The 17,605-nt window shown below is 28.1% G+C and carries 17 protein-coding genes; 12 read left to right on the top strand and 5 right to left on the bottom strand.

Annotation, left to right across the window (positions count from 1 at the left end; all coding sequences use genetic code 11):
• Positions 1 to 1,089, bottom strand: a 1,089-nt coding sequence (locus tag HMPREF0202_RS12765; protein WP_023051135.1) for a helix-turn-helix domain-containing protein, incomplete at its 3' end; no start/stop codon positions are given.
• A gap of 185 nt (positions 1,090 to 1,274) precedes the next feature.
• Here HMPREF0202_RS12765 and HMPREF0202_RS12760 point away from each other — a divergent pair.
• Entirely contained in the window at positions 1,275 to 2,762 is a 1,488-nt protein-coding gene (locus HMPREF0202_RS12760; RefSeq protein WP_040407528.1) for a PTS transporter subunit EIIC, read from the top strand.
• 72 nt (positions 2,763 to 2,834) lie between these two features.
• Here the strand turns inward: HMPREF0202_RS12760 and HMPREF0202_RS12755 are convergent, their stop codons facing one another.
• A complete protein-coding gene (locus HMPREF0202_RS12755; protein WP_023051133.1) occupies positions 2,835 to 3,110 on the bottom strand; it encodes a Na+/H+ antiporter NhaC family protein in 276 nt (91 codons plus the stop codon).
• Between the two features lie 169 nt (positions 3,111 to 3,279).
• Here HMPREF0202_RS12755 and HMPREF0202_RS12750 point away from each other — a divergent pair, with 169 nt between their 5' ends.
• The 6 genes from HMPREF0202_RS12750 (at position 3,280) to HMPREF0202_RS12725 (ending at position 8,553) form a co-directional block, all read left to right on the top strand.
• On the top strand, positions 3,280 to 3,954 hold the full coding sequence (locus tag HMPREF0202_RS12750) for a FadR/GntR family transcriptional regulator (RefSeq protein WP_023051132.1): 675 nt from the start codon (positions 3,280 to 3,282) through the stop codon (positions 3,952 to 3,954).
• Between the two features lie 151 nt (positions 3,955 to 4,105).
• Positions 4,106 to 4,894, top strand: a complete 789-nt coding sequence (locus HMPREF0202_RS12745; protein WP_023051131.1) for an electron transfer flavoprotein subunit beta/FixA family protein — start codon at positions 4,106 to 4,108, stop codon at positions 4,892 to 4,894.
• Between the two features lie 11 nt (positions 4,895 to 4,905).
• Positions 4,906 to 6,102, top strand: a complete 1,197-nt coding sequence (locus tag HMPREF0202_RS12740; protein ID WP_023051130.1) for an electron transfer flavoprotein subunit alpha — start codon at positions 4,906 to 4,908, stop codon at positions 6,100 to 6,102.
• Between the two features lie 10 nt (positions 6,103 to 6,112).
• Positions 6,113 to 7,507 carry an FAD-binding oxidoreductase gene (locus HMPREF0202_RS12735; RefSeq protein ID WP_040407525.1) on the top strand — a complete coding sequence of 465 codons (1,395 nt, stop codon included), beginning with the start codon at positions 6,113 to 6,115 and terminating at the stop codon, positions 7,505 to 7,507.
• A 19-nt stretch (positions 7,508 to 7,526) separates the two neighbouring features.
• Positions 7,527 to 7,895: a CidA/LrgA family protein gene (locus HMPREF0202_RS12730; protein WP_023051128.1), complete on the top strand. Its 369-nt coding sequence runs from the start codon at positions 7,527 to 7,529 to the stop codon at positions 7,893 to 7,895.
• On the top strand, positions 7,879 to 8,553 hold the full coding sequence (locus tag HMPREF0202_RS12725) for an LrgB family protein (protein WP_023051127.1): 675 nt from the start codon (positions 7,879 to 7,881) through the stop codon (positions 8,551 to 8,553). The genes HMPREF0202_RS12730 and HMPREF0202_RS12725 overlap by 17 nt, the downstream gene beginning before the upstream one ends.
• An 81-nt stretch (positions 8,554 to 8,634) precedes the next feature.
• Here HMPREF0202_RS12725 and HMPREF0202_RS12720 read toward each other — a convergent pair whose 3' ends face one another.
• The 3 genes from HMPREF0202_RS12720 to HMPREF0202_RS12710 are packed head-to-tail and all read right to left on the bottom strand — an operon-like array spanning position 8,635 to position 12,089.
• Positions 8,635 to 9,573 (bottom strand): alpha/beta hydrolase, encoded by a 939-nt coding sequence (locus tag HMPREF0202_RS12720; protein ID WP_023051126.1) that lies wholly within the window; start codon positions 9,571 to 9,573, stop codon positions 8,635 to 8,637.
• Complete coding sequence (locus HMPREF0202_RS12715; protein WP_023051125.1) at positions 9,567 to 10,706, bottom strand: MFS transporter; 1,140 nt, start codon at positions 10,704 to 10,706, stop codon at positions 9,567 to 9,569. Before HMPREF0202_RS12715 ends, HMPREF0202_RS12720 begins: the two co-directional genes overlap by 7 nt.
• A 30-nt stretch (positions 10,707 to 10,736) precedes the next feature.
• Positions 10,737 to 12,089 (bottom strand): GntP family permease, encoded by a 1,353-nt coding sequence (locus HMPREF0202_RS12710; RefSeq protein ID WP_040407523.1) that lies wholly within the window; start codon positions 12,087 to 12,089, stop codon positions 10,737 to 10,739.
• Positions 12,090 to 12,293: 204 nt separating this feature from the next.
• Between HMPREF0202_RS12710 and HMPREF0202_RS12705 the strand changes: the two genes are divergently transcribed.
• The 5 genes from HMPREF0202_RS12705 to HMPREF0202_RS12685 all read left to right on the top strand — a co-directional run bounded on the left by HMPREF0202_RS12705 (position 12,294) and on the right by HMPREF0202_RS12685 (position 17,568).
• Positions 12,294 to 13,844, top strand: a complete 1,551-nt coding sequence (locus tag HMPREF0202_RS12705) for an acyl CoA:acetate/3-ketoacid CoA transferase (RefSeq protein ID WP_023051123.1) — start codon at positions 12,294 to 12,296, stop codon at positions 13,842 to 13,844.
• Positions 13,845 to 13,938: 94 nt separating this feature from the next.
• Positions 13,939 to 15,060, top strand: coding sequence for a TetR/AcrR family transcriptional regulator (locus tag HMPREF0202_RS12700; RefSeq protein WP_023051122.1), 1,122 nt, complete (start codon positions 13,939 to 13,941; stop codon positions 15,058 to 15,060).
• 118 nt (positions 15,061 to 15,178) lie between these two features.
• Positions 15,179 to 16,384 (top strand): acetyl-CoA C-acetyltransferase, encoded by a 1,206-nt coding sequence (locus tag HMPREF0202_RS12695; RefSeq protein WP_023051121.1) that lies wholly within the window; start codon positions 15,179 to 15,181, stop codon positions 16,382 to 16,384.
• A gap of 26 nt (positions 16,385 to 16,410) precedes the next feature.
• Complete coding sequence (locus HMPREF0202_RS12690; protein ID WP_023051120.1) at positions 16,411 to 17,130, top strand: beta-ketoacyl-ACP reductase; 720 nt, start codon at positions 16,411 to 16,413, stop codon at positions 17,128 to 17,130.
• A gap of 33 nt (positions 17,131 to 17,163) precedes the next feature.
• A complete protein-coding gene (locus HMPREF0202_RS12685; protein ID WP_023051119.1) occupies positions 17,164 to 17,568 on the top strand; it encodes a MaoC family dehydratase in 405 nt (134 codons plus the stop codon).
• Positions 17,569 to 17,605 lie beyond the last annotated feature (37 nt).

The raw sequence follows: 17,605 nt of genomic DNA, 5'->3' as shown, positions 1-17,605 counted from the left end.
ATAATTTATTAATGCTTCTCTTCCAATTAAATAATTTTTCTTAAAAGCTAAGATAAAATCTAAATTTAAAGGATTATATATAATTTCAGCAACTTCTCCTAAATATCTTTTTAAATAAATTATATCATTAAAAATAGTATTATGTATTTGAATACCATACGAATGTATTTTTCTTTTTATTCTTGGGAGAAAAATATTTAATTTGAAGAGAAGCATTAATAAATTATTATCTTCAGTTTCTATAAATGTAGGCAAATTTTTATTAACCTTTAAATAGTTACTCAAAAAATCATAGAGATTTTCATATGTAATATTATTCTTTAAATTTTTTTCAATGTCGCTATTCAAAAAATTTATAAATCTCTCAATTTCTTTATTTTCATGGGTAAAATCATGGATTTTTAAAGATAAAGAATCATTAATTTGTTTTTTTATATTATTAGATAGTTTAAAACTAGAGTCATTTAAAATTTCTTTTGGTAAATAAGTTACGTTGTATTTAAGAAGTCCTAGAATAATACTTTCTCTTAAAAAAGCTAATATATTTTGGGAATTAGTAAGTGAAAATTCAATATGAAAATCAATTATATCTAAATCAGAAGCATTGAAAATTAGAAAAATAATAGGTAATTTTTGTGTATTGTTAATTTCAATGAAATTATAAGATATAAAGGATTTTAAAATATACACATCTCCATTTTTTATATTTTTATTAATTTCAGTACTAGATTTGTTTTTTAAATATTCATCTAAATTACTAACAATTCTATAAAATGTATTAAAGCTTATATTAGAGTTAAAATTATTTTTTAGGTCATTATAAATTGTTTGTAAAGAATTATTTTTATTTTCTAAGTAAAAATTCCTAATAGTTACAAGTAAAGTATTATCGACTTTTCGGAAGGAATTTTTATCACTTCGTTCTTTTAAATTTAGCGCTTCTGTTCCATCATCTTTAAATTTTTTTATCCATCTTTTTAAAGTACTATATGGAATATTCTCTTCATATGATATTTCTTTTAAAGTTTTTTTATTTTCTAAAAACATTTTAATAATTTTAAGTTTATTGATGTTATTATTACTTTTCATAAACCTCCAAAGATTAATAAATATTGTATTATATAGTATTACAATACTATTATTTTAAAATATTGTCAATATATGGCTCATTTAATTTCGAAAAAACTTGACAAAAATATATAAATTATATACTATTGTGAATATAAAATGTATTTTAAAAAAACTTATTGTTTAATAAAAGGGAGGAAAATGAAATGAAAATATTTTCTAATTTACAAAAGATAGGAAAAGCATTGATGCTACCCATCTCTATTTTACCAGCTGCTGGAATACTACTGGCTTTTGGCGATCGATTAAATCTTCCGTTAATGACTAATGCCGGTGGAATATTATTTGATAATCTACCATTATTATTTGCTGTTGGAGCAGCTGTAGGATTAGCCGGAGAGTCTGGAATAGCGGCACTAGCTTCAATTGTAGCTATATTAATAATAAATTCAACTGCTGGAATTGTTGCAGGTGTAACTCCAGAAATGGCTTCTCAAGGTGGAGCTTATGCTAGTGTTATGGGTATCCCAACTTTACAAAGTGGTATATTTAGTGGACTTATATCTGGAGTATTGGCTGCAACAATGTATAATAAATTTTTCAATATAAAACTACCTGATTTTTTAGGATTTTTTTCAGGGAAAAGATTTGTTCCAATTATTACAGCACTTTTTGCTTTTTTAATAGGTTTAGGGTTTCCGTTTGTTTGGGAACCAATTCAAAATACGATTGGCTTATTATCTAAATTAGCAAATGGAGAAAATCAAGCATTATCAACTTTTATCTTTGGATTTACTGAAAGAGCGTTAATTCCTACTGGGCTACATCATATTTTTTATTCTCCTTATTGGTTTAACTTTGGAGAATATACTACACAATCTGGAAATATTATTAATGGAGATCAAGCTATTTGGTTTAAAATGTTTGAGGAAGGAATAAAAAGTTTTTCATCAGAAAGTTATAAAAATGCAGGAAAATTTTTACAAGGAGAGTATCCATTAATGTTAATGGCTTTACCAGCTGCAGGCTTAGCGATGTATCATGAAGCTCTTCCTAAGAATAAAAAATTAGTTGCAGGAATATTATTATCAGCAGCATTTACTTGTTTTTTAACTGGAATAACAGAGCCAATTGAATTTACATTTATATTTGTAGCACCAGTACTTTATCTTTTCAATGCTATTTTTGCAGGAATATCTTATATGATGATGTATTTACTGAATGTGCATATAGCAAAGTCATTTTCTGCAGGATTTATTGATTTCTTATCATTTGGAATATTACCATCATTTTCTGGGTATGAAACAAATTATATAATGGTTCTTGTTTTTGGAACTGTTATGGCTATGTGTTACTATTTTGGTTTTAGATTTTTAATAAGAAAGTTTGACTTAAAAACACCAGGTAGAGAAGTTATAAACGACTCAGAAAACCAAAATGATAATTTTACAGATAAAGAGATTGCTGCAATGGCCATAAATTATTTAGGTGGAAATGAAAATATTACTTCTATTGATTATTGTATAACAAGATTAAGAGTAGAGGTAAAAGATACCTCATTAGTAGATGAAGCAGGTTTTAAAAAGTTAGGTTCAAGTGGGACTATAAAAGTAGGAAAATATGGAGTTCAAGTTATATTTGGAGCAAAAGCTCAATTTATTGCTGGAGATATAAAAAATCTTTTAAAAAATTAAAGATAAAAATACAAAAAACACGATTAGTTAAAAATCGTGTTTTTTATTTATATAAAATCTTAAAAGCTTTTATTATTCTATTTCGTTAATTAATTCTTGAGAACTTGAACTATCATCAATTTCTTCAGTTGGAGATAAAATCTCATCTTTCTCCATAGTAAATCCAGTGTATCCATAAATTATAGAAACAATTGGATTGATTAAATTTAAAAAAGCAAAAGGAAGGTAAGCAAAGGGGTGAACTCCTAAAGTTGTTAACATAAATGCTCCACATGTACTCCAAGGAACTAAAGACGATGTTAAAGTTCCAGAATCTTCTAAAACTCTAGATAAATTTTTTAATTTCAAAATAAAATTTTCTATTTAATAAAGCCTAGTTTATAATGTTAATCATAATCAATTACTAAATATTAGAATTTAAAAAGCGACTAAGTTTAATTATCAAAATTATAAATACTTGAAAAATTGGGCACAATTTGGTACAATCCCTAGATATATTGAATATTAAAGGAGAAAAATGAAAGATAAAAATTATAATATAATTTTGGAATATATAAAAGAAAAAATTGAAAATAATACTTTAAAACCAGGAGAGAAAATAGAAACAGAAAGAGATTTAGCAGAAAAACTAAATCTTAGCAGAACTACAGTTAGAGAAGCTTTAAAAGTTTTAACTGCAATGGGAATAACAAATTGTATTCAAGGAAGTGGATATTACTTGAAAGATGATTTTAAAGATTCTCTTTTTGAAAATTTTAATCTTTTTTTTCTTTTAACAGGGCAAAATGTTTCTGACTTAATAGACTTTAGAGAAGGAATAGAAATTAAAGCTTTTGAATTAGCCTTAATGAACATAAAAGATGAAGATTTAATAAAAATAGATACAATATTTAAAGATTTAAAAAATGCAGCTTCAGAGGATGAAAGCTCTCTTTTAGATGCAGAATTCCATAGAGCTATTGTAGAAGCCAGTCATAATATTTTTTTTATAAGCTTATATAACTCTTCTAGATTAACTTTAGAAAAATTTATTAAGAATATAAGAATAAGTATTTTAAAAAATTCAAAAAATAAAGATATACTTTTAAAGCATCACAAAATAATTTATCAAGCTTTAATTGAAAAAAATCTTGATTTAGGAAGAGAAGTTATAAAAGAGCATTTTTTATTAATGAAAAAAAATATTTTTTAATATTTAAAATATCTCTTAAAAAGCACATATTGAAAAGATATGTGCTTTTTATTTTGAATTTATATTCAAAATAAATTTGACAATGGTTTTTCTATGAAGTATACTCCTATCACTAATAAATTGGTTAGACCAATATTAAAAAGGAGGCTGTATGAATATTATTGTTTGTATTAAACAAGTTCCAGGAAGTACCAATGTTAATGTTGACCCAATTACAGGAGTTTTGATTAGAGACGGGGTGGATTCAAAGATAAATCCTTATGATCTTTATGCTTTAGAAACAGCTTTAAAGTTAAAAGAGGACACACAAGGAAAAATAACAGCTTTAACTATGGGACCACCTATGGCAAGAGATATTATAAAAGAAGCCTATATGATGGGAATTGATGAGGGATTTATTTTATCAGATAGAAAATTTGCAGGAGCAGATGTATTAGCTACCTCTTATGCTATTTCTCAAGGTGTTAGAACTGTAAAAGATTATGATTTAATCATTTGTGGAAAGCAAACAACAGATGGAGATACAGCTCAAGTAGGACCAGAATTAGCTGAATTTTTAAATATACCCCATGTTGCAAATGTTAGAAAAATTATAGAGATTAAAGATGACTCAATATTAGTTGAAATGGATATGGATCATACTATCGAGATTCAAGAAGTTAAATTTCCATGTTTAATTACAGTTGAAAAAGGAATTTATACTCCAAGACTACCTTCTTATAAGAAAAAACTAGAAACTTTAAATAAGGATATTCCTATTTTTAATTTAAGTCATATGGAAGATAAAAGAGAGGAATATTATGGGTTAAAAGGATCTCCAACTCAAGTTGAAAGAATATTTCCACCTGAAAAAAATAGTTCTAAAGTTATTTGGAACGGTAGTAGTGAAGAGTTAGTTGAAAAGCTTTCAGATAAATTAAGAGAACTAAAATTTGTTTAGGAGGGAATTAAATGGGAAGACTAATAGTTAATCAATCTATGCTTCAAGAGAATATTATTGAAAGTTTAATAAATATATGTCCATTTAAAGCTATTGAAAAATTAGGAGATAGTATCGACATTACATCAGCGTGTAAAATGTGTAAAATATGTGTTAAAAACTCTGCAGGAGCAATAAGTTATGAAGAGGATGAAATTATTGAGATAGATAAATCAAAATGGAGAGGAATTCTGGTTTATATTGATCATTTAGATGGAAAGATACACCCAGTAAGTTTAGAACTTATTGGAAAAGCTAAAGAGTTAGCATCTAAGATTAATCATCCAGTTTATGCTCTTATGATTGGAGACAATATTGAAACGAGTGCTCAAGAGTTGAGATATTATGGAGTTGATGATATTTTTATCTATGAATCAAAAGACTTAAAACATTTTATTATAGAACCTTATGCAGCTGTTTTTGAAGATTTAATTGAAAGAGTAAAGCCATCTTCTATATTAGTAGGAGCTACTAATATTGGAAGATCTTTGGCTCCAAGAATTGCAGCAAGATTTAGAACAGGGTTAACTGCAGACTGTACAATATTAGATATGAAAGAAAACACAGATTTAATTCAAATAAGACCAGCTTTTGGTGGAAATATTATGGCTCAAATTATAACTCAAAATCATAGACCACAACTATGTACAGTTAGATATAAAATATTTTCAGCTCCCGAAAGACAAGAGATTCCCTCTGGAGAAATACACAAATTCTTAGTAAAAGAGGAACATTTAGATACAAAGATAAAAATTGTAGAGGTTACAAAAAAAGAGGTTGAAGAGGACATTTCAGAAGCAGAAGTTATTGTTGCTGTAGGTAGAGCTCTAAAAAATGCCAAGGATATTGAAATTTTCCAAGAGTTAGCTGATTTATTAAATGGGAAACTAGCGTGTACTAGACCTATTATTGAAAATGGAACTTTAGGAGCTAAAAAACAGATTGGATTGAGTGGTAGAACGGTAAAACCAAAGCTTATAATAGCTTGTGGAATTCAAGGTGCAGTACAATTTACAGCAGGTATGAATAGTTCAGATACAATAATTGCTATAAATAGTGATGAGAGTGCAGCTATTTTTAATATAGCTCATTATGGAATTGTTGGAGATATGTATGAGATTGTTCCTAAATTAATAGAAAATATAAAAAGTGGAAAATCAATTTACTAGGGGAGGAGCTATGTATAAAAAGGTAGATATTAAAGATTATGAGTATTTAAAAAATATAGTTGGAATTGAAAATACATTGTTTGAAAATGAAGTAGGGCATGATTATCATAAAGATGAACTAGGAGGGATATCAAATCCACCTGATCTTGTCTTAAAAGTTGATAATGCTTTTCAAATATCTCAAATTATGAAATATGCCTATGAAAATACTATTCCCGTTGTTGTAAGAGGTTCTGGAACTGGATTAGTTGGAGCATCTGTTGCTATGCATGGTGGAATAATGATAGATATGACAAAAATGAATAGATTCTTAGATTTAGATTTAAATAATCTAACTTTAACTTTAGAACCTGGAGTTCTTTTAATGGATATATATAAACATGTAGAGGAACAAGATCTATTTTATCCTCCAGATCCAGGAGAAAAATCTGCAACAATAGGGGGAAATATCTCAACTAATGCAGGTGGGATGAGAGCAGTTAAGTATGGAGTAACTAGAGATTATGTCAGAGAATTAGAAATAGTTCTACCAAATGGAGAACTTTTTACAACAGGTGGAAAAGTTGTAAAAAATTCCTCAGGTTATGCTTTAAAAGATCTTATGATTGGAGCAGAAGGAACCCTAGGGATAATAACTAAAGCAACTTTAAAACTTTTACCTCTACCAAAATATTCTATAAGTTTATTATTACCTTTTCCAAGTATAGAGTTAGCTATAGAGTGTGTTCCTAAAATCATAAAATCTAAAGCTATTCCAACAGCTATAGAATTTATTCAAAAAGAAGTTTTACTTTATGCTGAGGACTTTCTAGGGAAAAAATTTCCAGATAAATCAGCAGAAGCCTATATTTTACTATCATTTGATGGAAATACTTTGGAATCAGTGGAAGCTGATTATTCTAAAGTAGCTAATTTATGTATAAAAGAGGGAGCTTTAGATGCATATATTGTTGATACTGAAGAAAGAAAAAAAGATGTTTGGTCAGCTAGAGGAGCATTTTTAGAAGCGATAAAAGCGAGTACAGATTTAATGGATGAATGTGATGTTGTTGTTCCTAGAGATAAAGTAGCTGATTTTATAAAATTCACGAAAGAGCTAGAAGAAAAGTATAAGGTTAGAATTCCAAGTTTTGGTCATGCTGGAGATGGAAATTTACATATTTATGTGTGTAAAGATGGCATGGAAGAGAGTAAATGGGAAAAGGTTTTAGAAGATGTTTTTGAAGAGATGTACTCACGAGCAAGAGAGTACAAAGGCTTAGTTTCTGGAGAGCATGGAATAGGCTTTGCTAAGAAAAAATATCTATTTGAGCAAATAGGAGATGTGCAAATAGGTATCATGCAAGGAATAAAGAGTGTTTTTGATCCTAAGTTTATTTTAAATCCAGGAAAAGTTGTAAAATAATTTTTTAACAGGAGGATTTATGATAGGAGAGTTTGCTATTATTTTAGCGATAACGTATATAAGTTCTATAATAAGTAGGTATACACCTATTCCCATTCCAGGCCCTGTAATAGGAATACTTTTGCTATTTATTTTGCTTAACTTTAAAATTTTAAAAGTTGAAAATATAAAGAATGCAACGAATTTAATGCTAACAAATTTAGCTTTTTTATTTTTGCCACCAGGAGTAGGATTACTTAAATCAATTAATATTTTAGCAAATAATTGGCATAAACTATTCTTTGTAGTTGTCGTAACTACGATAATAACTTTAGTAGTTACTGGTTGGAGTGTCCAATTTATTATAAAAAGAAAAGAGGAGGCTAAAAAAGATGAGTCCACTTGTTAGTATCCTTATATCATTAGTTGCTTACCAAATAGGAGTTTTTATATATAGAAAAACTAAAATAACTCTTTTAAATCCTCTATTATTAGGCATTATTTTTGTTATATCTATATTAGTTACGTTTGATATTCCATTGAATGAATACAATAAAGGAACTGAGATTATTACATTTTTTCTAGCTCCAGCTACAGTAGTTTTAGCAGTTCCATTGTATAATCAAATTGAAACTTTGAAAAAAAATATTGTACCAATTCTCTTTGGAATAACAGTTGGATCAACTTCAGCAATATTATCAGTAATTTTCTTATCTAAGCTTGTAAATTTAGAAAAAGATGTATTAATATCAATACTTCCTAAATCTATAACAACAGCTATTGGGATAGAGATTACTAAAGCTTTAAATGCTGATACAGCTTTGACTATAGTTGCAATCGTTTCAACAGGAATAGTTGGAGCCGCTATAGGTCCAACTATATGTAAGTGGAGTAAAATTGACAATAGTATAGCGAAAGGAGTTGCAATAGGAACTGCAAGTCATGCTGTTGGAACATCAAAAGCTATTGAAATAGGAGAGGTAGAAGGGGCTATGTCAGGACTAGCTATTGGAATTGCAGGGATCATAACAGTGTTTCTAATACCTATTTTAATTAATTTTATTTAAAATTTAAAATAAAAAAAGAAGACTAATGTTTCCAGTTAGGAAGTTAGTCTTCTTTTAGTTTTTACTGATTATAAATAAGCGTTAAATATTAGAATTCAAAAAGTGGTTAATTTTATCATATACAAAATTACACTCTTCAGGGCAAAGATCTTCCATATTCATAAATGTATGAATCATATTATCCAGATTATAATGTAAAACATTAACTTTTGCATTTTTTAATTTATTTACATATTCAACTCCTTCATCTCTTAAAGGACAATATTCAGCCGTAAAAATAAGAGAGTTCGGGATATTTTCACTTACTTCATTAAAAATAGGTGAAGCTAATTTTCGATCTTCGTCACTTTTAAAATAGTTATTAAAATACCATTGTATTTTACCTGATTCTAAAAGATACCCTTTTCCATTTGAAGTAATAGATGGAAATGACATAGTATAATCAAGACTAGGATAAATCATAAACATTTTATCAATTGTAATATTGTTATCAAATTGAGCTTTCATAACAATAGATCCCACAATGGCTCCTCCGCCACTATCTCCACCAATTCTTAAACTTTTAATATAGTTTATATTTCTAGAATCCAATGTGTTCCAAATATATTTAAGTGAGTTATATGAATCTATTAAACCACATGGATATGGATTTTCCGGTGAAAGTCTATATTCAACAGCAACTATAATATGATTTGTTTTAAGAGCTAATTTTCTACAAATAGGATCATATACAGTAACACTACCAGCCATATGTCCGCCACCATGAAAATATATAAGAACAGGTAACTTTTCATTAGGGTTTGGATTGTATATTCTAACAGGAACATTATAGTCATCATTATAAATATAATCATCGAAAATAATAGAAACTTCTGGAATATTGCTAATAAATCCTTTAGTTAGATTAGCTAATCCCTCTCTAGCATTAATAGGAGTTGGTTTAAACCCTTTAGCTATAAGGTTTGGAACAGTAGTATTATTAAAAGTATCTAACCAATTTACTAACTCTTTTTTTAACATGTTTTAACCTCCGGTATTTTTTTAGGATTTTTCATAAAGAAAGTTGTACCTAAGAAGAAAGTTGCTTCTACTAAAACTATGAATATAAAAGCTGAACTATCACCAAGGTTATCTTTGAAAAATGCAAAAGCTTGAATTATTATTATCGACATAAAGTAGCTTAAAGCCCAGAAAATAGAAAATGTAACAGAAATCTCTCTTGGTGTTATATTTGGCCTATTAAAAGCTAAAGTAACAAATGCTGCCATAGGTAAAAATATAAAGAATCCTAAGCTCATACCTATAAACTTAACAACTGAAGAATTGTATAACACCATAAATCCTATAGCACTTAATAGTTGTAAAAAAGCTGAAACTCTTACAAAATTAAGTTTATTCTCAATTTTTTTGGCTTGAATAGTTCCAACTATAGCTCCAATAACCCCAAAATATATAACATATTTAACATTTTCAGGTTTCATAAAGGTAAATGAAACTAAATAAAATCCTAATAATCCACAATATGAAAGAGAAAAAATCCAGTTAAAGCTATCTTTTAAACCATCTACTAAAGTAAAACTATGTGTAGAACTATTTTGTGAAAAAGTTCCTTCATCAATAGAAGAGCTTATATAATTCCATAAAAAAGTTAAGATAAGTAAAGTAAATGAAATTACTTTTATCGAAAGAGATGGATTGCTAGAAATACTACTAGCTAAAGTAAGTGTAATAGCTAATCCAACATTGAAAGCAACAGCATTAAGTCCATTTACAATAGTTAACTCTTCCTTTGAAAATATTTTAGCAACTATTGGATTAATAGTAACTAAAACCAATGCTCCCCCCAGTCCTAAAGTAAATCTTACTAAAAAAATTAAAGGAAATCCATTTACAAAAGGTAATAAAATTCCTAAAAATATCAATAGAGTAGAATAAGAAAAAACTTTTCTATTTCCTAATCTTGCAATAATTCCAGCTGCAGAAAGACTTCCTATAATTTTAGCAACGTTAATGGCATTTGTCATAATAGCCATTTGTGAAGCTGTAAACCCCATTTTTGCAATAAGCATATCACCAGCTTTCCAACTCATTGCAAATAACGCATAGGTAAAAAATAAAACGAATTCAATTAAATATTTTTTTGATTTGTTCACTAAAAATCCCCCTTAATATATAAAAATTAATTAAACTACCCCAGTTATGTTGTGTAAAATAATAATAAATAAAAGTGAAACTATAGGAATAAGAACTGTCAATACTCCGATATCTTTATATCCTTCTTTGTGTGTTATTCCACATACTGCTAATAAAGTTATTACAGCACCGCAATGTGGAAGAGAATCTAATCCTCCAGCAGCAATTAACATAGCTCTATGAATAACTTCTGGATTTAAACCCATATCTAAAAATGGTTTAGCTAAAGCTTCTAATGCTATACCTGTTCCTCCAGATGATGAACCTGTAACTCCTGCCATTAAACTTGTTGATATTGCAACTTTATATAGCCCTGGAATATTAAGAGCTAGTACTCTTTCTTTTATAAGTTCAAAGGCTAAAGTTGCTTTAACAACTCCTCCAAATCCAACTATAACAGCAGTATTAAAAATTGGACTTAAAGAACTTTCAGCACCTTTTTCTAAAAGAGAAAGAGGTGATTTTATCTGTTTTTTAAATAGTACTAAAGATAGAACGATAGCAAACATTAATGCTATTGTAACAGGCCAGTTTCCATCAAGGCCACCGTATTGTTGGAATTTTGCTATAAAACTTTCGTTTTTAAAGAAAATATTTATGACAATCCAGTTAATTATAAAGATAACAACTATTGGTAAAATTGAAATAAAAGGATTAGGCATTAAATCATAATCGAAATTTTGAACAGCATCGTTATAATTTCCATATCCTTCACCCTTTGCTTTTGCTTTTTTAGAACCGATTTCTAACCAAAGAACTCCGCATACTAAAATTATAAGTCCTGAGATAGTTCCTAAAATAGGTGCTGCATAGATATTAGTATGTAAATAATTTGTTGGCATTGAATTTAAATATTGTGGTGATCCAGGTAAGGCAGTCATAGTAAAAGTAAAGGCTCCTAATGCGATTGCTGCCGGCATAAATCTTTTTGGTATGTCAGCTTCTTGGAATAAAGCTACTCCTAAAGGGTATACAGCAAAAACAACTACAAAAAGAGAAACGCCACCATAAGTAAGAAGAGAAGTTGCCAATACAACAGCCAAAATAGCTCTTTCTTTTCCTAACTTTTCAGAAATAAAGTGTGAAATAGATTTAGCTGCGCCACTATCCCCCATGATTTTACCAAAAATAGCTCCTCCTAAAAATATAGGAAAGTAGCTACCAATATATGATGAGGTTACTTTCATAAAAGGACCAGTTAAAGCATATAAAGCAGGCAAATCTCCAGTAACATAAGCTAATCCCATGGATAAAAGTGGAGCTAAAATTAAAATAGAGATACCTTTAAATGAGAAAAAAATTAAAATAATAATAGAAAAAATTAATGATAATACACCTAACAATTAAATCACCTCTTAAAATTATTATTATTGAGAAATGGTTCTATATAAATTTTTTTATATATTGATAACATATTTTATTGTTATAAAAGTCAACGTTTTTTTTGAAAAAAACACAAAACATAAAAAAATATTGACATTTTGATAATGATATGGTTTATATAAAAGTGAGAACCGATTCAAAAAAATGAAAAAAGGGGTGTTTTTATGAAGTTCATTAGTGCAAAAGAAGTTGCTAAAAAAATAGAGAATGAGTCAATTGTAGCTACAGGAGGATTTGTAGGAATAGGTGTTGCAGAAGAAGTTTTAACAGAAATGGAAAATCATTATTTAGAAAATAAAAAACCAACAAATTTAACGTTAATATACGCAGCAGGCCAAGGAGATGGAAAAGGAAAAGGTCTAAATCATTTAGCGCATGAAGGTATGGTAAATAAAGTAATTGGAGGTCACTGGGGGTTAGCACCTAAATTAGGCAATTTAGCTTTAGAAAATAAAATTCAAGGATACAACTTACCACAAGGAGTAATCTCGCATATGTTTAGAGATTTAGCTTCAGGTAAAAAAGGTACAATATCAAAAATAGGAATTGGAACATTTGTTGATCCACAGCTTCAAGGTGGAAAAGTTAATGAAATAACATCTGAAGATATTGTTAAAGAAATTTTTATAGAAAATGAAAGACACCTTTATTTTAAAGCTCCTTCAAAGATAGATTTTGCTATTTTAAGAGGAACTTTGGCTGATGAAGATGGGAATATTTCTTTGGAAAAAGAAGCCTTAACATTGGAAAGTTTAGCATTGGCTATGGCTACAAAAAATAGTGGTGGAAAAGTAGTTGTACAGGTTGAAAAGAAAGTGAAAAATGGTAGTATAAACCCTAAATTGGTTGGAATACCTAGTATATTTGTAGATTACGTAGTTTTATGTTCAGATGAAAAATACCATCATCAAACTTTTGGAACACAATATGATGAAACTTTTGTAAACAGTAGTATTCTGGTAAATGATGTAAAAGAAAAATCTTTACTAGATGAAAGAAAAATAATAGCTAGAAGATGTGCTATGTTTTTATCAAAAGAGGATAAAGTTTTAAATTATGGAATAGGAATGCCTGAAGGAATTGCAGAAGTTTTAAGAGATGGAAATCAAGAGCATTTATTTACTCCAACAGTTGAGCCAGGAGCTATAGGAGGAACTCCAGCTGGGGGATTAAGTTTTGGTGCTAGTGTTTCACCGCAAGCTATAATAGATCAACCATATCAATTTGATTTTTATGATGGTGGAGGATTAGATATAGCATTTTTAGGATTAGCTCAATGCGACTCTACAGGTGATATAAATGTGTCTAAGTTTGGACCAAAGATTGCTGGTTGTGGAGGATTTATAAATATATCTCAAAATGCAAAAAAAGTTATTTTCTGTGGAACATTTACTGCTGGAGGACTAAAAGTTCAAGTTACAGAAAATGGAATAAATATATTGAATGAAGGAAAAAGTAAAAAGTTTATAGAAGCTGTAGAACAAATAACTTTTAGTTCTAAAACAGCTAATTTAAATAATCAACCTGTATTTTATGTAACAGAAAGAGCAGTATTTAAATTGAGTAAGGATGGATTAGAATTAATTGAGATTGCTCCTGGAATTGATTTAGAAAAAGATATAATTAATAATATGGAATTTAGACCAATTATATCAGAAAATCTTAAAGTCATGGATAAAAAAATATTTCAAGATAATTTTAAATTAGATCTATAGAATTAGGGAAGAAATTCCCTTTTTTTATTTGAATTGTTTCTCTGAATGAAGTAGAATATAAAGATAAATTAAAGAGTATTTTGGAGGAAGATTATTGAGTACAAAAGAAAAAATTATTGAAGCAGCTATTGATTTATTTTATGAGATTCCTTATGGGGAAGTTTCTTTACTTCAAATAAGTAAAAATGCTAGTGTTTCAAATGGAATTATATACAAGTATTTTAAAAATAAAGAGGAATTATTTAAATATTTATTAGAGATGATATCTGAAAGAATTAAACAGAAATTAGAAAATATTTCAGGTGAAACTATTGAAGAAAAGTTAAAAAGTTATATTTATCTGAATATTGAAATAACCCAAGAAGAAAAAAAACTTATAAAAATTTTTAGAGAGGGACAATATAAATTTGTAGATTACGAAAAGCATATAAAAAAAGCATATTTAAAAAAATTAGAAGAAATATTCGAAAGAAGATTAAATGAGTTTGAAGTTATGTATATTTTAGGATCTATAAGATTTATAAATATAAGTTATCATTCTAGAGATATAAGATACGATGTAGATTTTTTAGTAAAAATTTTATTTAATGGTTTTACGAACTCTTTTGTTGAAAACTTAGATGAAATCTATAATAGAAATTTATACAAGAGAGTTATTTTAAATACCGAAAATTTAAAACATAAATTTTTAGAAAAAGGTGAAAAGCTCTTTGGATTAGAAGAGTATCATGATGTAAAAATAAAAGATATTACTAAGAAATTAGATTATTCTATTGGTACATTTTATAGTTTTTTTCAAAGTAAAGAGGATTTTTTAATTGAGATAGTGGAGAAATTGAAAAAAGAAATTCTATTTTTAATAAAAGACAATTATGATAACGAATTAGATATAAACAAATTACACACAATGTATTTATATATATTTTCCGAATATTATAAAAGTGAGAGTTATAAATATAAATTGCTAAGAGATGTTGAATTTATTAACTTTGATGTATATATAGATTATTTAAATAAAATTGAGAGGTTGTATATAGATACTTTAGAAAAAAATGGTTTATCAATAAGTGAGAATAGAATCATTTCTAATATTCTTTTAGGTGTTCAGCATTATATGGGAATCGAAATATTTTTTACAAAAGAAATTAATGATATAGATAAACTATTGAAAAATATGAGTTTATTGTTTAAAAACGGTATAAAAAAGCTTGATTAAATTCAAGCTTTTTTTATTTTTTTGTAAAATTATATTGACTTTAAAATTAAAAAGTAGTATTAATATATTGAGAATTGGTTCGAAATAAAAAGTTTTTTAAATTTTATTGGGAGGAAACATGAGTAAAATATATATTGTCGACGCAAAAAGAACAGCAATTGGTTCATTTTTAGGGAGTTTAAGAAAAGTATCTCCTAGTGATTTAGGTGCAACTGTAGTTAAAGATCTATTAAAAAATAATAATTTACAAGGTCATGAACTTGATGAAGTAATTATGGGAAATATATTATCAGCAGGGCAAGGACAAGGAGTTGGAAGACAAGTAGCTATAAAAGCTAATATTCCATTTGAAGTTCCAGCATACTCTTTGAATATTTTATGTGGAAGTGGAATGAAATCTGTTATGACAGGTTATTCAAACATAAAGAGCGGATTATCAAATTTAGTAATTTGTGGTGGAGTAGAAGTTATGTCTCAGGCTCCCTTTGTAAGTCCAAGAGATGTAAGAGAGGGATTTAGAATGGGAGAGCTTAAATTCCAAGATAGTATGTTAATTGATGCCTTAACTGATGCTTTTGATAAAATACATATGGGAGTAACTGCAGAGAATATAGCTGAGAAATATTCTATAACTAGAGAAGAACAGGATAGGTTTGCAATCAAATCACAAGAAAAAGCTATAAAGGCTATTGATGAAAAAAAGTTTGAAAAAGAAATTGTTCCAGTTGAAATTGTTGAAAAAAAGCAGACTATAATTTTTGATACTGATGAATATCCAAATAGAAAAACATCTTTGGAAAAGTTAGGAACATTAAAAACAGTATTTAAAAAAGATGGAACTGTTACAGCAGGAAATGCATCTGGAATAAACGATGGAGCAAGTGCTGTTCTTTTAGCAAGTGAGGAAGCTGTAAAGAAATATAATCTAAAACCATTAGCTGAAATAGTGGGAATAGGTCAGGGAGGAGTAGATCCTAAGATTATGGGAATGGGACCTGTACCTGCAATAAAAGAAGCTTTAAAAATGGCTAATTTAGATTTACAATCGATGGATTTAGTTGAATTAAATGAAGCTTTTGCGGCTCAAGCACTGGGAGTTATGTTTGAATTAAAAAATGAATATGGGGTTACGGATGAATTCTTTGATGAAAGATGTAATGTAAATGGTGGAGCAATTGCCTTAGGACACCCAGTTGGAGCTAGTGGAAATAGAATTATAACAACTTTGGTACATGAAATGTCAAAAAGAAAAAGTCAGTATGGTTTAGCAAGCCTTTGTATAGGTGGAGGAATGGGAACAGCTGTAGTTATTAAATCAATATAAAATATAATAAAAAGGAGAAAATATATATGAGATTAGATGGAAAAATAGCAGTAGTAACGGGTGGCGCAAGAGGAATAGGTGCTGTAATTTGTGAAAAATTAGCAGAAAAAGGAGCTATAGTTTATTCTTGTGATTTAGGAGCTGGTGAATTCACAAATCCAAATATCAAAATGGTAAATTTAAATGTAACAGATAGAGAAGGAATCACAAAATTTGTTGAAGATGTAAAAAATCAATATGGAAAAATAGATATTCTAGTTAATAATGCTGGAATAACAAAAGATTCTTTAATCCAAAAGATGACTGAAGAAGCATGGGATGCTGTAATTGATGTTAACTTAAAAGGTGTATTCAATATGACACAAGCTATTGTTCCATTAATGCTTGAAAATAAAAGTGGAAGTATAATAAATATGTCTTCTGTAGTGGGAGTATATGGAAATATTGGGCAAACAAACTATGTTGCTACAAAATCTGGAGTTATTGGATTAACTAAAGCTTGGGCAAAAGAGTTTGCTAGAAAAGGTGAACAAGTAAGAACAAATGCAATAGCTCCTGGGTTTATAAAAACTCCAATGACAAAGGATCTTCCAGAAAAAGTAATAAACACTATGGTAGAAAAAACACCATTAAGAAAAATGGGAGAACCTGATGATATAGCAAATGCGGTTTTATTCTTAGCAAGTGATTTATCTAAATTTATCACTGGTCAAACTATTGGTGTAGACGGTGGTCTTGTAATCTAATTTTTATAATTTTAAATTAAAGGGGGTTCAATTATGCAATTTTCAGAGTTAAAAATAGGTATGAAAGATAGTATTAGTAAAACAATAACAGAAACAGATATTATTTTATTTGCTGGAATAACAACTGATGTAAACCCTGCTCACATAAATGAAGAATATGCAAAGACAACAATGTTTAAACATCGTATAGCACATGGTATGTTAGGAGCTGGTTTAATATCAGCTGTTTTAGGAACAAGATTACCTGGTGAAGGAAGTATATACTTAGGTCAGGAGTTAAAATTTTTAGCTCCTGTATATGCTGAAGATACAATAACAGCTACTGTAGAAATAATAGAATTAATTCCAGAAAAAAATAGAGTTATTTTAAAAACTATATGTACTAACCAAAATGGTATAGAGGTAATAGCTGGAAAAGCTACACTAATGAAAAAATAAAAAATTTAGGAGGAAATAAATGGATTTTACATTAACT

This window comes from Cetobacterium somerae ATCC BAA-474, assembly GCF_000479045.1.
GTDB classification, from domain to species: domain Bacteria; phylum Fusobacteriota; class Fusobacteriia; order Fusobacteriales; family Fusobacteriaceae; genus Cetobacterium_A; species Cetobacterium_A somerae.
The sequence above is the reverse complement of the archived record's forward strand: the minus strand, read 5'-3'. Positions and strand labels throughout refer to the sequence as shown.

Bases quoted from the DNA above. Each gene is read 5' to 3' on its own strand.
- HMPREF0202_RS12760 (WP_040407528.1), top strand. From the start codon at position 1,275: ATGAAAATATTTTCTAATTTACAAAAGATAGGAAAAGCATTGATGCTA.
- HMPREF0202_RS12750 (WP_023051132.1), top strand. From the start codon at position 3,280: ATGAAAGATAAAAATTATAATATAATTTTGGAATATATAAAAGAAAAA.
- HMPREF0202_RS12745 (WP_023051131.1), top strand. From the start codon at position 4,106: ATGAATATTATTGTTTGTATTAAACAAGTTCCAGGAAGTACCAATGTT.
- HMPREF0202_RS12740 (WP_023051130.1), top strand. From the start codon at position 4,906: ATGGGAAGACTAATAGTTAATCAATCTATGCTTCAAGAGAATATTATT.
- HMPREF0202_RS12735 (WP_040407525.1), top strand. From the start codon at position 6,113: ATGTATAAAAAGGTAGATATTAAAGATTATGAGTATTTAAAAAATATA.
- HMPREF0202_RS12730 (WP_023051128.1), top strand. From the start codon at position 7,527: ATGATAGGAGAGTTTGCTATTATTTTAGCGATAACGTATATAAGTTCT.
- HMPREF0202_RS12725 (WP_023051127.1), top strand. From the start codon at position 7,879: ATGAGTCCACTTGTTAGTATCCTTATATCATTAGTTGCTTACCAAATA.
- HMPREF0202_RS12720 (WP_023051126.1), bottom strand. From the start codon at position 9,573: ATGTTAAAAAAAGAGTTAGTAAATTGGTTAGATACTTTTAATAATACT.
- HMPREF0202_RS12705 (WP_023051123.1), top strand. From the start codon at position 12,294: ATGAAGTTCATTAGTGCAAAAGAAGTTGCTAAAAAAATAGAGAATGAG.
- HMPREF0202_RS12695 (WP_023051121.1), top strand. From the start codon at position 15,179: ATGAGTAAAATATATATTGTCGACGCAAAAAGAACAGCAATTGGTTCA.
- HMPREF0202_RS12690 (WP_023051120.1), top strand. From the start codon at position 16,411: ATGAGATTAGATGGAAAAATAGCAGTAGTAACGGGTGGCGCAAGAGGA.
- HMPREF0202_RS12685 (WP_023051119.1), top strand. From the start codon at position 17,164: ATGCAATTTTCAGAGTTAAAAATAGGTATGAAAGATAGTATTAGTAAA.